14 protein-coding genes are annotated in these 13,136 nt (G+C 51.9%); 7 read left to right on the forward strand and 7 right to left on the reverse strand.

All coding sequences use genetic code 11. From position 1 onward, the window contains the following. Positions 1-48 precede the first annotated feature (48 nt). A complete protein-coding gene (locus tag ACO0LL_RS22020; RefSeq protein WP_422952963.1) occupies positions 49-522 on the reverse strand; it encodes a MarR family winged helix-turn-helix transcriptional regulator in 474 nt (157 codons plus the stop codon). A 217-nt stretch (positions 523-739) separates the two neighbouring features. After that, on the reverse strand, positions 740-2,398 hold the full coding sequence (locus ACO0LL_RS22025; RefSeq protein ID WP_422952964.1) for a Tar ligand binding domain-containing protein: 1,659 nt from the start codon (positions 2,396-2,398) through the stop codon (positions 740-742). 424 nt (positions 2,399-2,822) lie between these two features. Between ACO0LL_RS22025 and ACO0LL_RS22030 the strand changes: the two genes are divergently transcribed. From ACO0LL_RS22030 to ACO0LL_RS22040, 3 genes are all read left to right on the forward strand, one after another. After that, complete coding sequence (locus tag ACO0LL_RS22030) at positions 2,823-3,224, forward strand: PRC-barrel domain-containing protein (protein ID WP_422952965.1); 402 nt, start codon at positions 2,823-2,825, stop codon at positions 3,222-3,224. A gap of 337 nt (positions 3,225-3,561) precedes the next feature. Further along, entirely contained in the window at positions 3,562-3,963 is a 402-nt protein-coding gene (locus ACO0LL_RS22035) for a PRC-barrel domain-containing protein (RefSeq protein WP_422952966.1), read from the forward strand. A gap of 48 nt (positions 3,964-4,011) precedes the next feature. Continuing rightward, the gene (locus ACO0LL_RS22040; protein WP_422952967.1) at positions 4,012-4,206 is read left to right on the forward strand and encodes a hypothetical protein; all 195 of its coding nucleotides are present in this window, start codon (positions 4,012-4,014) and stop codon (positions 4,204-4,206) included. 131 nt (positions 4,207-4,337) lie between these two features. On the opposite strand, the gene ACO0LL_RS22045 is transcribed toward ACO0LL_RS22040, so the two are convergent. Further along, positions 4,338-6,464 carry an AsmA family protein gene (locus ACO0LL_RS22045; protein ID WP_422952968.1) on the reverse strand — a complete coding sequence of 709 codons (2,127 nt, stop codon included), beginning with the start codon at positions 6,462-6,464 and terminating at the stop codon, positions 4,338-4,340. A gap of 197 nt (positions 6,465-6,661) precedes the next feature. On the opposite strand from ACO0LL_RS22045, the gene ACO0LL_RS22050 reads away from it, so the two are divergent. Both ACO0LL_RS22050 and ACO0LL_RS22055 read left to right on the forward strand, forming a co-directional pair. Then, positions 6,662-7,198 carry a ferritin-like domain-containing protein gene (locus ACO0LL_RS22050; protein WP_422952969.1) on the forward strand — a complete coding sequence of 179 codons (537 nt, stop codon included), beginning with the start codon at positions 6,662-6,664 and terminating at the stop codon, positions 7,196-7,198. A 124-nt stretch (positions 7,199-7,322) separates the two neighbouring features. After that, the gene (locus ACO0LL_RS22055; protein WP_422952970.1) at positions 7,323-7,628 is read left to right on the forward strand and encodes a DUF883 family protein; all 306 of its coding nucleotides are present in this window, start codon (positions 7,323-7,325) and stop codon (positions 7,626-7,628) included. 67 nt (positions 7,629-7,695) lie between these two features. Here the strand turns inward: ACO0LL_RS22055 and ACO0LL_RS22060 are convergent, their stop codons facing one another. From ACO0LL_RS22060 to ACO0LL_RS22075, 4 genes are read right to left on the reverse strand one after another with little or no spacing between them, the layout of a single operon-like run. Further along, on the reverse strand, positions 7,696-8,337 hold the full coding sequence (locus tag ACO0LL_RS22060) for an ABC-type transport auxiliary lipoprotein family protein (protein WP_422952971.1): 642 nt from the start codon (positions 8,335-8,337) through the stop codon (positions 7,696-7,698). A 40-nt stretch (positions 8,338-8,377) separates the two neighbouring features. Next, a complete protein-coding gene (locus ACO0LL_RS22065; RefSeq protein WP_422952972.1) occupies positions 8,378-9,310 on the reverse strand; it encodes an MlaD family protein in 933 nt (310 codons plus the stop codon). Next, positions 9,295-10,272: an ABC transporter ATP-binding protein gene (locus ACO0LL_RS22070; RefSeq protein ID WP_422952973.1), complete on the reverse strand. Its 978-nt coding sequence runs from the start codon at positions 10,270-10,272 to the stop codon at positions 9,295-9,297. The genes ACO0LL_RS22065 and ACO0LL_RS22070 overlap by 16 nt, the downstream gene beginning before the upstream one ends. Then, the gene (locus tag ACO0LL_RS22075) at positions 10,272-11,465 is read right to left on the reverse strand and encodes an MlaE family ABC transporter permease (protein ID WP_422952974.1); all 1,194 of its coding nucleotides are present in this window, start codon (positions 11,463-11,465) and stop codon (positions 10,272-10,274) included. The genes ACO0LL_RS22070 and ACO0LL_RS22075 overlap by 1 nt, the downstream gene beginning before the upstream one ends. Before the next feature lie 574 nt (positions 11,466-12,039). Between ACO0LL_RS22075 and ACO0LL_RS22080 the strand changes: the two genes are divergently transcribed. Both ACO0LL_RS22080 and ACO0LL_RS22085 read left to right on the forward strand, forming a co-directional pair. After that, entirely contained in the window at positions 12,040-12,186 is a 147-nt protein-coding gene (locus tag ACO0LL_RS22080; protein WP_162043001.1) for a lmo0937 family membrane protein, read from the forward strand. A gap of 77 nt (positions 12,187-12,263) precedes the next feature. Then, positions 12,264-13,109 (forward strand): YihY/virulence factor BrkB family protein, encoded by an 846-nt coding sequence (locus ACO0LL_RS22085; protein WP_422952995.1) that lies wholly within the window; start codon positions 12,264-12,266, stop codon positions 13,107-13,109. Positions 13,110-13,136: the final 27 nt, after the last annotated feature.

The following is a 13,136-nucleotide window of genomic DNA, read 5'->3' on the forward strand; positions in this document are numbered from 1 at the left end:
TAAATAGCACACTATATATTTAATATTCAAAAAATCTCTGAACTACCCTCACACATTCTTCATCAATGCCGCCCTCAGGTTCAATATCTCTTGCTTGAGGTCACGCGCCTCATCGGCTGAACATTCTGTTGCACACAAGACCGAAGTCGGCAAACTGGCTGCCTGCTTGCGCAAATCACTCCCCGCTTTGGTCAGCGAAATGATGACCTGGCGCTCGTCTGCTGCTGATCTGACACGGGTAATCAGTTCCTGCGCTTCCATGCGTTTAAGCAAGGGCGTCAGCGTGGCTGAATCCAGTATCAGGCGCTCGCCTATGTCATTGACGATTTGCTCATCCTGTTCCCACAAGACCATCAGCACCAGGTATTGCGAATAGGTGATCCCCATTTGCTTGAGCAATTTGCGGTACAGCTTATTCATGGCCAGCGAAGTCGAATACAGGGCAAAACAAAGCTGGTCACCGAGTTGCGGCGTTGCGGCTTGCTCTGCTTTTGCTGCTGATTTGACGTTTGCGGTTTTCATGCTTTGCATTTTAAATAGCGCACTACTTATTTGCAAGCTATTTTTAAAAATATTTTTCGATGGAAATCGCAGGACTACATGCAGGCAAGCCTGAGAAATTCTTCTTTCCTCTACGCTAGCCCCGTTGTCTCCACGGCACGGCAGGGGACTCCTGCGGCCAGCGCTGGGTGACATGACACTCGCCGGCGAAACAAACACTGCTTGCAAGAATCAGGGCTCAGGTACGCACGATACGCAAGTCCGGGCGTTTGTGTGACACATGCTCGGTCACCACTGCACTGACCACCTGCAATTGCGACTTCGCCTTGTGTCCTGCGCCAGGTTTGAATCCATTACTCAGGTGCGTCAGATGGCTGGCATGCTGTTCCATTAATTTTGCAGCTGTCATGGCGGTGCCGAGCAGGATAGCGTCCTTGCGGCTGGCATAGTCAAGATCACTGACGGCATGTCTGATCTGCCTGAGGTTTGCTTCCTGTTTTTTGCCTGCACCATCGATTCCTGCCATGAGCTTATTGGCATGCTGCAGGGCGAACAGCAACTTTTCTGCATCGGCATTGTTCTGGCTGGTCAGCCTGCCTGCACGGTCAAGGCTTTCCCATGATTCATTGAGCAGGTTCTTGATTTCATGCACGGCACAGGCAGCGCCTTGTGCAAGGCCGCGCACTTCAGATGCGACGGTGGCAAAGTGCAGATCGCTGCCCTCAACCCGTTCTGCCACCTCAACAGCCTTGCCTTCTACCGTACTCCTGAGCACTGCGGTATCAAGCTGGAAAACAAGTTCATCTATGACCTGGATGTTGGTGTCCAGCTTGTCCCAGGCATGCCGCAATTCTGTCATAGCAGCCATGGCCCCGCTGCCCGCCTGCGCTTTTTTAATGGCAAGTTCGCTGGCCTCGTCAGCAAGCTGCATTGCCTGGCGCGCCTGCTCTGAATTCTGGCGTATGGCTGTACTCAGGTCCCTGGCGGCCAGGCTAATCTGCGTGTGCGAGGCAGACTGCTGATCCATGCGTGAGGACAGTTGCGCATTGCTACTCTGTATTTGCACGGATGTCCTGACAATGCTGCCAGTATGGAGATGCATGTCCTTGCCGATTTTTTCCAGCCCTCTTTGCAGTTGCTGCAGTGAGGCCAGCAAACTGGCATCGTCATGCACATCTGGTGTGATACTGACAGCATAATCACCATCTGCCATTTGTCTGGCTATTTGCGCGGCATACGCAGGCTCACCGCCGAGCTGCTGGTAGATCACATGGATGAGGAAATAAGCCAGTGCTGCTGACAGCGCCAGGCCCAGGACTATGGCGGCCCACATCAGATTGCTTATCCTGGCATAGTCAGCCTCGGCGCTGCCGTATTCTTTATTGAGTGCATCAAGTTGCAGGGTGCGCAAGCTGTCCATGGCGCTGATGACGGGGCCATTGAGTTTGTCTGCAGCCTGGTTGATTTGCCGAAGGCTGGCCATGTCTGCGGCCTGCATGGCCTTGATCGCGGGCAGGGTCACGGCATGCTCAAAGCTGAGCCGTGCTGCACTGAGTTCGTCAGCTTTTTTCCTCGCATCCGTGGACATGGGGAGTGTTGCAACATCCAGCCATAACTGCTCTATGGTACGACTGTCGTGTTCTATGGTATCGGCACCCGTCCTGAGTTTTCCGGCATCCGGCTCTGCCAGCGCTGCCAGGATGGCGTGCCGGTTTGCCAATAATAATTTGTCCATATTGGCGAGTTTATAAAGGCCCAGGCTGCGTTCTTCATGGCTGCTTTTCAAGCTGTCATGCGAGGCTTTCATCGCGTACAGACCTGTCAGCCCCAACAACAGCATGAGTGTACTCATGATACCCATCACCAGCATGAGTCTGGTTTTCAACGTCGTCTTCATTGCCCTGCCCCGGTCGCGAAACTATATAAATAAAATAGCAAAATCAAGTATCAAATGTCCTGCACGCTGAACTCTTGTCATGTTTTCATTTTCTTTAGACACGATGCCCGCCGGAATTTATTTACTGTATTAGACCGAAAGGTATAAGAGAATTGCCTGATGGAAAACCGTATTTAGCAATGTTTGACCGTATGCAATATGAATTCACATTCCTGCAGAATTATCGTCATCAGTATCTGCATAAACTGTGCTCCACGGCTTGTTCTTTCAACAAATTGGCCAGTGAAAGATCAGGTCAAGGACAAGCATGCGAGGATATATTCAAAATTGCTGTCAAAAAGTTCTTCTTATGTGTGCTATCGAACTGTTAAGAATTGCATGAGCGCGCATGCTCTGTTCTCTACTCACCCAGAAGGACAAGATAATGATTGATACTACTTCAAGTACTTACATCCCTAGTGACCCAGCCAATGGTCATAAAGGTCCAGGCCCTGAACTGATGGGTGCCAACACTCTTACGGGTAATAATGTAGTCAATCAGGCCGATGAAAATCTGGGTGACATCAAAGAAATCATGCTTGACATGCGCACTGGCCGTGTTGCCTACGCGGTCGTGGCTTTTGGTGGCATTCTGACCATAGGCGAAAAACTGTTTGCGGTACCGTGGTCAGCACTGACGCTGGACACTATCAACAAACGCTTTGTCCTGAACATAGAAAAGAGCCGTTTTGAAAATGCGCCTGGCTTTGATTCTGATCAATGGCCAGATATGGCAAACCAGGCCTGGGCAGATTCCATACACAGCTATTACGGCATGACAGTTTGACTGCAAGACGAGGCGCTGCATGAACAGATCGCAGGCGTCAGAATGACAACGCTGATGCATGAACAGCAGCATTTCGTTTTTGTGGATGATGAATAGAATAAATGAATAGAATAAATTGGCGCTACAGGCTAAGGCTTTTGTGGCGCCATTTTCGTTAATGAATTACAAATTTTCATTGCAAGACTCATAGATTGTTTCCCACAAGGTCTCTCCTTGCTTATCTCTTTCCGGTAGTTCAAACCGGCGCTAAAAATTTATTTTCTTTGTGCGCTATCGAACTGATCACATCCATTGCCACGCACATACTGAAAGCTCCAATGCTTTGAAGGAAAAGATAATGATTGATATTAATTCCAACATTTACGATACAGGCCAAGGCAACAATGCGCATAAGGGTCCTGGCCCTGGTTTGATGGGCGCACGTACTCTGACAGGTGACAATGTCGTCAACCACGCTGATGAAAATCTGGGTGAAGTCAAAGAAATCATGCTTGATACGCATACCGGAAAGATAGCCTATGTGGTCGTTGCTCACGGCGGCTTACTGGGTATAGGCGAGAAACTGTTTGCCATACCGTGGTCTGCGCTGGCGCTGGATACAGTCAATAAACGCTTCATCTTGAATATAGAGAAAAGCCATTTCGACAGTGCGCCTGGCTTTGATCCCGACCAATGGCCAGACATGGCAGACGAAATTTGGGTGGATTCAGTGCACGCCCATTACAGCACGAAAACATGAAGTGATGATGAGCTAATAAGCTAACAATCAAGAGAACAGGAGAACACCATGGATTACACAGAAATGCAATTTGCCTTCAAGGTATATGAAAAAGCCCTCAACAAGCGCAGCCGTCATCTGATACGCACGCCGGAATCGGTACGCGAAGCAGAAGAAGCAAAATACACGCTGCAAATGGCCGTCAATGATGTGCTGGCCGAGACCCGTGAAGTTGCCAGCATGATCAGGAGCAGCAGGTATTAAATAACTTACTGAAGTAAAGCTGAAGCAAGTTGTTAAAGTAACTTGCTTCCTCCCAAAAAAATAACAGTCTTTTTGCAAAGACTGTTATTTTTTTATATTGATTCCTTGTATTGCAAGCTTAATTCACAGGTTCACTTTTTCGCTGTTTTGAGTAAAGCCTCACAACCGCTGGGCTGATCCGGCCCGGCACTTACCAGGGGCAGTAGCGCGGCAAATGGGGTCAGCAAGGCCAGACCTATGGCACCGCCAGCACGCAAGGCCATCACGCCCTTATCGACCGACACTTGTGGATGCAAGAATGAGCCGCGCACATATAAAGGTGCGCGCAAGGAGAACACACGCAAGCCTTTGCTATTGGGTTTGATGGTCAGGTTCAAGTCTTCCTTTTGCAAATTGACACTGCCGCTGATATCGATCAAGGCTTCGTCCGTATCAATGAGGAAGCTGCGTGCATTCATTTGCCCATCGGTCACGGCAAAATCAGCGAGCATGCAATTCAGTTTGACCTGCTTGTCACCAGACAGGCGGGTCAGGATGATATTGCCTATATTCAGGCCCATTTCTTCCAGCAAGAGTTTGCTGACCGAGCCATGGTCTATCATGCTGCTGAGTTCACCATTCGAAGACCCGAGCAGGACAGCTACGGAATTGCCAGTGGCAGTCAGATTACCGTCAGCATTGATCTCGCCTACTGTTAGCTTCGATGCGGCCAGTGTGGGGATAAATTTTTGCAACTGTATATGCCTGGCAGTGAGCCGCATTTTTGCCCGTATGGCATGCGCCTTGGTCTCTTCACTGTCCTCTTCATTTACTTTGTTCTTGGCACCGCCACTGCCATCAAGGGTAATGAATGCCTGCAATTGGCCACCTGCCAGTTCAAAACTCAGTGGCTGCATGGTGATGACACCATCCTTCAGTATCAACCTGGTTTGCAGTTTGTGTATCGGCAGCTCTTTCTGGCGTATCAGTTTGTTGGCGCTCAGATTGACGTCTGCATCAATACTGCGCCAGCGTTCGGTACGGAAATTTTCTACCGGCAAGATTTTGTCCGTTGGTTGGACCGCAGCCATGCCGCGCTTGGCCTTGCTGGCATTGGAGTCGGCACCGACCAGCGGTCCCAGATCGGCAGATTGCAGTACTTGGGAACTCATATTGCCTTGTAACAGGGGGCGCTGTTTGTCGGCCCTCCTGGTCTGGTAATCAAGACTGCCAGCGAGGTCGCTGGTGCCTACCTTGCCTGTGAATTTTTCATATTTCCAGTGATTGTCGATTTTGCCCAGGGTCGCACTGAGGCGGCCTGCTGTGCTGTATGCCGGGGTCTCAGGCAAGACCAAACCTGTCAGCGGATACAGGCGCGCCATGCTGTTACCGGTGATCTGCAATTGCATATCGACTGCGGCCAGCTCGCTGGGTTTGGTGACACTGCCTTCAACACTAACCTTGGTCTGGCCCATTTGCACTTGCGCCATGATGGGGAAAGGCTGAGTCTGGTGCTGCAGACTCAGGATAGCACCCGCCTTGCCGCTGCCAGTGACGGCTTCACCATATAGCTTACCCTGTAGCTTCCAACTGATACCGTAATTGGCTTCTGTGGCCAGGCTCTCTATATCGACATTGATATCAGCATGGCGGATGGCATCCACATAATGCAGCTTGCCCTTAGCAAGTACCACCCTGCGCAATTCCAGCCGCCATGGAGACGCACTGGTACTTTTTTTGAAGGTCCAGTTATTGCTGCCGTCAGCAAAGCGCTGCAGTGACAGACTGCTGTCCTGAAAGCGCAGCAAGGGTACCTCAAGACGTTTGTCGAGCAGAGCCAATGGGTTCAACGAAAACGAGACCTCATTGATCTGCGCCATGTCTTCTTCTACAGGTGTCACGGCTACGGGTTTTACGTTGTTTTTTTCTGTGACTTTTTCTGTGACTTTTGCCGTGGCCTTTGATGCCGCATCCTTAGCATCCTGGCCATCTGGCGGCTGGCCTATATGGATATCTTGCGCCTGAAGATGTGGCCACGGTATTTTGCCGCGCCAGCCTGTCGCGGTCTCAGGCCCGCTGAGTTGTTTTTCCCAGCTGAGTGCCAGGTTGCCACGTATGCTGAAGGGCCGCCCTAATGCTTCACTGGCGCGCTCATTGAGCCAGGGTTTGGCGCGGTTCCAGTCCATATTGAGCAGGATCACCACGGCAACGGTAAACACGACGACGATGCCAGAAAGTAGCCAGAGGCTTATACGCAATATTTTATTGTTGGATTTCATGGATGATCTTTTTTTTTGCCAGCCTCAAGACTACTGCAAATTGGTATCGCTCTATGTACGCCAGCGTACTGAAATCATCGTGGCACAGGCTTATAAAGTAGGCAAGGCGAAAGAATTTGCTGCAACTAGCTGTCTTTCACATCCTTAATAAACTTAATTCAAGGGTAATTCAAGCTTAATTTAACCGGAAAAACATCATGCATGAAATCAATAGCAATCTACGCAATGGCATGGACACCGCAGCCATCCGCGCAGCAGCCAGGAATCTTGATGACGGTGCAGTGACCGATGGCTATCAAGGCAATCGCGAAGAAGTCATCGCCATGCTCAATGGTGCACTGGCTACCGAACTGGTCTGCGTGCTGCGCTACAAGCGCCATTACTACACGGTGTCTGGCATACACAACGGTCCCGTAAAGGCAGAGTTCCTGGAGCATGCGGCAGAAGAACAGGCACATGCCGATTTGCTGGCAGAACGCATCGTCCAGTTGAATGGCAAACCTGACTTCAACCCGGCTTCACTGACTGAGCGCAGCCATGCCGAATATGATGATACTGAAGACCTGGCATCAATGATCAAAGCCAACCTCATCGCCGAACGGGTCGCCATAGAATCCTATCGCCAGATGCTGGCAAAAATCGGTGACAGCGATCCGACGACGAGGCAGATGCTGGTCGGCATCATGGCAAAGGAAGAAGAACATGCAGATGACATGAGAGATCTGCTGGAGTAAACAGCAACAGGAATATGGCAGCACCCTGGCAACAAAGTGAACAAGCAGTCTCAGAAATTGCATTCCATGCAGTCCAACTTAAGACACTAAACCCTTAATTCCCTCTTAGATAAAGGAAACTATCATGCTCGAATCTGACTTCAAATCTGTCAACAAAGACATCAAAGTATTGCTCAAAGACGCACAAGGCCTGTTTACCGCAGCCGCTGCACTGACCGGCGAAAAAGCCGATGAAATGCGCGCACGCGGCATGAAGATGGTCGATACCGCCATGCAGATGACACAAGATGCACAACAATCCGTGATCGCCGCTGGCAAACAGGTGGCGGTAACCACCGATAATTATGTCAAGGAACATCCATGGGGCACGCTGGGCACAGCCGCCACTGTCGGCCTGCTGATAGGCTTGCTGTGCAGCCGCAAATCCTGAAATCCTGAGTGGGCAAGCTCTGGAGAAATTCCAGAGCCTCTGATCCTGTATTCAAAAGCAGCCAGTTTCAAGGCTGCTTTTTTCTTGTCTGCGCTGCCAGCGTAATCTGTTCTACACAAAATACCCGCAATTGCTGCAAGACCTGAGCTACCGCCTGGTTGCTGGCGAGCACACCGCCATAAGCATCTTCGCTTGTCGTGGCAATGCTGATACTGAATTCACGCCAGGCAATGACCTGTTGACTCTGGCGGTCTGACAAATGCGCACGCAGCTTGAGCTGGACGTGGCTGGGTTTGCTGCTGAAGTCCTGTTGCAGGCTCAACAGCTCCAAATCCAGACGGTAAGTTGTCAGCGTCGCATTGGGGGCCTGCAGAACAGCCTTGAACATGCCGGTCGATTCCAGCGCTGTCGCCACCAGGGGCATGAGCATCGCAGCGGGTGGTTTTTGCCACTGGCTTTGCTGGAATTCTTCTACCTGAAACGGCTGGCGCGTGTAAAGCATGCGGCTCGTGTCAAAGCCAGCTGCCGCACGGATATTGCCAACCAGGATACTGGCCGTGACATTGGCGGGTGCGACTGAGCTGCCGGGTGCGCTTGCCTCAAGTCTATAGACTGCCACAGGCGGCACATTGGCAGGCTGCAGGGCCGAACAGGCAGTCAGGGCGAGCGCCAGGACAGGTACGAGGCTGCTTGCGGGTAAGTGTTTCATGGTGTCGCTCCCTTAGTTTCGCATTTAGTTTTATTTAGCTTCATTTAGTTTCGCCCGGCCCTGCCGGTGGTGCTTGTCGCCCTCTGATCAGGCTGCTGGGATTATGTTCTGTCTGCTCTATGAGACGGGTCATGGAGGCAGACAGTGTAGTCAACTCCGCCATCAATCTTTGCAGGTCTGGCAGGGTATCGCTGCTCAACTGGCGTACGCCGCCACCAAGTTCATCTGCGGCTTTTCTGGTGCTGTCGCTGGCCTGGCCAGCCTTGTCGGCCATGCTGGCAATGGCATCGGCACTCTTGCCTACGCGCTGGAACAAGCCATCGATCTTGGCACTGGCCTGGGCGGTATTGGCGGTGGTGACAGCAGCATTGCTGATGGCCATGCGCATGGCATTTTTTTGCGAAGCCAGGGCATCCATGACGGCTGAGGTGTCATGCAGGATTTTGCCAAAGGCGGCGCGGTTTTCGTCGTTCAGGACAGCATTGACGTTGGCGGCAGTACGGTCAAGATTGGTCAGTACTGCACTCAGGACATTTTCCAGCCTGGCACTCAGGGATGGTTTGGTTGGTATCTGCGGATAAGTCTGGCCTTCCCTGGCCTGCAACAGCGGCGCTGTCGGTGAGCCGCCGCTTAATTCTACATAGGCAATGCCAGTCAGACCCTGGGTTTTGAGCACGGCCAGGGTATCGGTCTTGATAGGAGTACCGGCGATGATGGAGAAAACCAGTTGCACCTGTTGTGGATTACCGGGGTCAAGATTGATATTGCGCACCTTGCCGACATTCACGCCCTGGTATTTGACTGGCGCATCCAGGTTCAGGCCTGCTACCGATTCACTGACGATGGATTGATACAAAACAGTTTGCTGGCGCTTGCCCAGACCGACCGACAGCCACAGCACGGCAGCGATCAGCAACGCGCCCAGGGCCAGGACAAAGGCACCGACGGCGGTATAATTTACTTTGGTTTCCATGGGTTTTCCTGTGTGTGCTGATGTTGATTTTCTTGTTGATTCAGTTGCTTATTTTCCTGTTGAATTCTCTGCTGATTTCCTTCATTCCTGGCATCGTATTTATGGGCAGCTTGCGGTTCACTTTGTTGTTTCGCTTGTGGTTCAGCTTGTGGTTCAGCTTGTTTATCCGCTTGCTGCTGTGCCGCCCGGCCACGGGCGCCATCAAAATAATCGCGTATGACAGGGTGCTGCAATTGCGATAATTCTTCCATGCTGCCTACCGCCAGTACCTTGCCTTCCCCCAGCACGGCCACTCTGTGCGTGACTTGCCATAGTAAATCCAGATCGTGGGTAATCATGACGATGGTGGGCTGGTATAGCTTATGCAAATGACGCAGCAGACTATCAAGCCCGCCGGCACTGGCCGGGTCCAAGCCCGCAGTTGGTTCATCTAGGAACAGGAGTTCAGGGTCCAGCGCCAGTGCCCTGGCCAGTGCCGCCCGCTTCAGCATGCCACCGCTTAATTCAGCGGGATAAAGGCCGGCAGCCTCCGGCTTCAGACCACTAAGTGCCAGCTTCAGGGCGGCGACATCATTGATGCTTTTGTCGTCGAGCTCACTGTGTTCACGCAAAGGCAGACCTATGTTTTCTGCAACGGTGAGGGTGCCGAACAAACCACCTTTTTGAAACATCACGCCGCAGCGCTGTCGTAAAGAACTGGCCTGCTCATCGGTCACACCGGCAAGATCCAGGCCCAGCACTTTGACCGTGCCTGAATCGGGCTTATGCAACAAAATCATTTCACGCAGCAAAGTTGATTTGCCTGATCCGCTACCGCCAACGATAGCGAAAATCTCGCCGCGGCGTATCTGCAGGTCCAGGCCCTGGTGCACGATCTTCTCGCCAAAGCGGGTGCATACCTGCTGCATGTCTATGGCGTATTCATACTCTTGCGCCGGGTTGGTGGACTGGTTTGCGCTCATTAAAGTCCCAGCAGATTAAAGATGACAGAAAACACCGCATCCAGCACGATGACAATAAAAATCGCCTGCACCACACTACGGGTAGTCTGGCGGCCGACGCTGTCGGCATTGCCCTTGGTGCGGAATCCCTGATAACAGCCAATGATGACGATGACAATCGCAAACACCAGCGATTTACCCAGGCCTATGAGCAGGGTCTTGAGCGGGATTTCGGTAGCAAAGCGATCGATAAATTCATGCATGCCGACATCAAGCTGGCTGGCCGCCATCAGCATGCCACCGATGATGCCGATAAGATCAGCAAACAGGGTCAGCAAAGGCAGGGCAAGCATCAGGGCCATCAACTTGGGCAGGACCAGCAATTCCATGGGTTTGATGCCCAGGGTTTGCATAGCATCGATTTCTTCTGTCACAACCATGGTGCCTATTTGTGCCGCATAGGCAGAACCAGAACGCCCGGCGATGATGATGGCAGTGATCAACGGGGCAAATTCGCGCAACATGGCGTAACCCAGCAATTCAACGACAAAGATATTGGCGCCATAATGCTTGAGCTGGTCAGCCCCCTGGTAAGCAATGACTATGCCCAGCAAAAAAGAAGTCACGCCAACGATGGGCAGCGCCTCAAAACCTGCCAGCTGGATATTGTGCAAGATAGCGCGGCCACGCCAGCGCCGCGGGTGCAGCAGCACACCCAGCAGGCTGACAGCAGTTTCACCGATGAAGGCGAGCAGAGCCAGATTGTCCTTGAATACCTCCACCGTGGCCCTGCCGATTTTCTCTAGCCTGCCCGGTGCTTCAACGACGGGACTGGTATCCTGCGGCAGTGGGCCCAGCCCATCCAGCATTTGCTGGTATTGCGCTGGCCAGCCTTGCATGCTGATCTGCACACCGCTGTCACGTAATTTTTTCAAGCGAGCTTGCAAGACCCAGGCCGTGATGCTGTCTATCTTTTGTATTTGTTCTCCGTGCAGCTCGACGCTATCTGGATGCCGCATGAGCAGGCCATCAAGCTGGCGCATGACGTTGCCGAGCTGGCAGACTGTCCAGGTACCAGAAAATTGCAGTACGCCAGGCGCAGTTTGCAGGATGCGTGCAGGCATGCGGGCCGGATCATTGGCAGCCTCACGGCTGATGACTTTGCTTGCCACCTCAGTGACAGGTTGTATGGGACTGGTAGGAGCAGCAGGCATGATGGATTCTTTTTATTTGCACATATCCAAAGCTTGCCGTTTTGCAGCGACTTGATCTGTGCGCTGGCGTACTCAGAGTGAACAGACCATGCACAAACCACGAGCAGGCGATGAACAAACAAGCACTTACCCAAAACCACTCCAGCGACCCATTACAGTATTTGTATGAAGATTTGCATTTTCATGCGCCTACCTTGTGGGCCACCGTTTGTGCTGGAGTGGTCTTGCGTAAATGCTCTTTTTTCATCCAGTTTATTCACTGCGCTTTTTGATCAGACTTTGTCAACAAGCTCATCAGTAAGAATTAACTGACATCATGATGGCAATTTTTCTCCTCTGCGTCCGTGCGCTGGCGAACAGACGTTGAAGTGGCCGTGCATCACGATGCAGATGTGCTTCAGACAAAAAAATAGTGAGCAAATTGTTGAGTGGCAGGAGAATCAAGAACAGCGTCAAGAAGAGCTTAAAAAAGAGCTTCAACACGCTTCAAAACAATTTGTTTATCTGTCTGGATGCAGCATTCTTAAACCCTGTGCCTGAGCATCAAGCTTGCGCACTCTTAAAGGAAAAAATCATGCTCTATACCATCGCTGTTATTTTATTGATCATGTGGCTGCTTGGCATGGTGTCGGCTTACACCATCGGTGGCTTTATTCATATCCTGCTGGTCATCGCTATCGTCATGATACTGGTTCGTGTGATCCGCGGCGAGCGACTCTGAAGCCTTTGCTCTCCACACTCGGGTCGCTGCTGAAACGTGGCATTTCCCTGCCACTGCTATTGCCGGACATCGTCCGTATTCTGCAGCGTACCCTGAGTGAATGGCTACGCCACCGCGCCGCTAGCAAGGGCGCGGCACTGGCTTTCTACACGCTGTTTTCGATGGCGCCTATTCTGATACTGGTACTCGCCATTGCCGGTTTTTTCTATGGCCAGCAAGCAGCACAGGGACAGTTATTCCATCAGTTGCAAGGTCTGGTCGGGCACACCAGTGCTGAAGCCATACAGGCCATGCTGGCGGGTGCACGCAATGAATCCGAAGGACGGTTGGCAACCCTGATCGCCAGTGGATTATTGCTGGTGGGTGCCACCAGTGTCTTTGCCGAACTCAAGGAAAGCCTGGATGAAATCTGGCAAGTGCCACGTAAAACCGACAGCAGCATCTGGAATTTGCTGCGTACCCGCCTGCTCTCATTTGGCCTGGTGCTGGTACTGGCATTTCTGATGCTGGTGTCACTGGTCATCAATGCCGTACTGGCGGCGCTTGAGTATTACTGGAGCGGTAGCCAGATTGCTATTTCCCTGGTGTTCCTGCCCTTGTCTGCGATGACCAGCTTTGCGGTCATTGCCAGCCTGTTTGCGGTCATCTTCAAGATGCTGCCACAGGTGCGGTTGTCGTGGAATGATGTCTGGGTGGGGGCGCTGGGCACGGCCGGCCTGTTCCATGCAGGTAAATATGCGATAGGCCTGTACATAGGCAATAGCGGCGTCGCCAACAGTTTTGGTGCAGCCGGATCAATGATCGCGATTTTGTTGTGGGTATATTACTCGGCCCAGATTTTCTTGCTGGGTGCAGAATTTACCCGTCAGTATGCATATGCGCTGGGCAGTTTGCAGGATCAAAAGCAAACTGCCGCGGCGTAAATATCACACTGAATACCTGCTGTAAGC

The sequence above is a fragment of the Undibacterium sp. TC4M20W genome (assembly GCF_049340245.1).
Lineage (GTDB): Bacteria > Pseudomonadota > Gammaproteobacteria > Burkholderiales > Burkholderiaceae_D > Undibacterium.

Bases quoted from the DNA above. Each gene is read 5' to 3' on its own strand.
- ACO0LL_RS22020 (WP_422952963.1), bottom strand. From the start codon at position 522: ATGAAAACCGCAAACGTCAAATCAGCAGCAAAAGCAGAGCAAGCCGCA.
- ACO0LL_RS22025 (WP_422952964.1), bottom strand. From the start codon at position 2,398: ATGAAGACGACGTTGAAAACCAGACTCATGCTGGTGATGGGTATCATG.
- ACO0LL_RS22030 (WP_422952965.1), top strand. From the start codon at position 2,823: ATGATTGATACTACTTCAAGTACTTACATCCCTAGTGACCCAGCCAAT.
- ACO0LL_RS22035 (WP_422952966.1), top strand. From the start codon at position 3,562: ATGATTGATATTAATTCCAACATTTACGATACAGGCCAAGGCAACAAT.
- ACO0LL_RS22040 (WP_422952967.1), top strand. From the start codon at position 4,012: ATGGATTACACAGAAATGCAATTTGCCTTCAAGGTATATGAAAAAGCC.
- ACO0LL_RS22045 (WP_422952968.1), bottom strand. From the start codon at position 6,464: ATGAAATCCAACAATAAAATATTGCGTATAAGCCTCTGGCTACTTTCT.
- ACO0LL_RS22050 (WP_422952969.1), top strand. From the start codon at position 6,662: ATGCATGAAATCAATAGCAATCTACGCAATGGCATGGACACCGCAGCC.
- ACO0LL_RS22055 (WP_422952970.1), top strand. From the start codon at position 7,323: ATGCTCGAATCTGACTTCAAATCTGTCAACAAAGACATCAAAGTATTG.
- ACO0LL_RS22060 (WP_422952971.1), bottom strand. From the start codon at position 8,337: ATGAAACACTTACCCGCAAGCAGCCTCGTACCTGTCCTGGCGCTCGCC.
- ACO0LL_RS22065 (WP_422952972.1), bottom strand. From the start codon at position 9,310: ATGGAAACCAAAGTAAATTATACCGCCGTCGGTGCCTTTGTCCTGGCC.
- ACO0LL_RS22070 (WP_422952973.1), bottom strand. From the start codon at position 10,272: ATGAGCGCAAACCAGTCCACCAACCCGGCGCAAGAGTATGAATACGCC.
- ACO0LL_RS22075 (WP_422952974.1), bottom strand. From the start codon at position 11,465: ATGCCTGCTGCTCCTACCAGTCCCATACAACCTGTCACTGAGGTGGCA.
- ACO0LL_RS22080 (WP_162043001.1), top strand. From the start codon at position 12,040: ATGCTCTATACCATCGCTGTTATTTTATTGATCATGTGGCTGCTTGGC.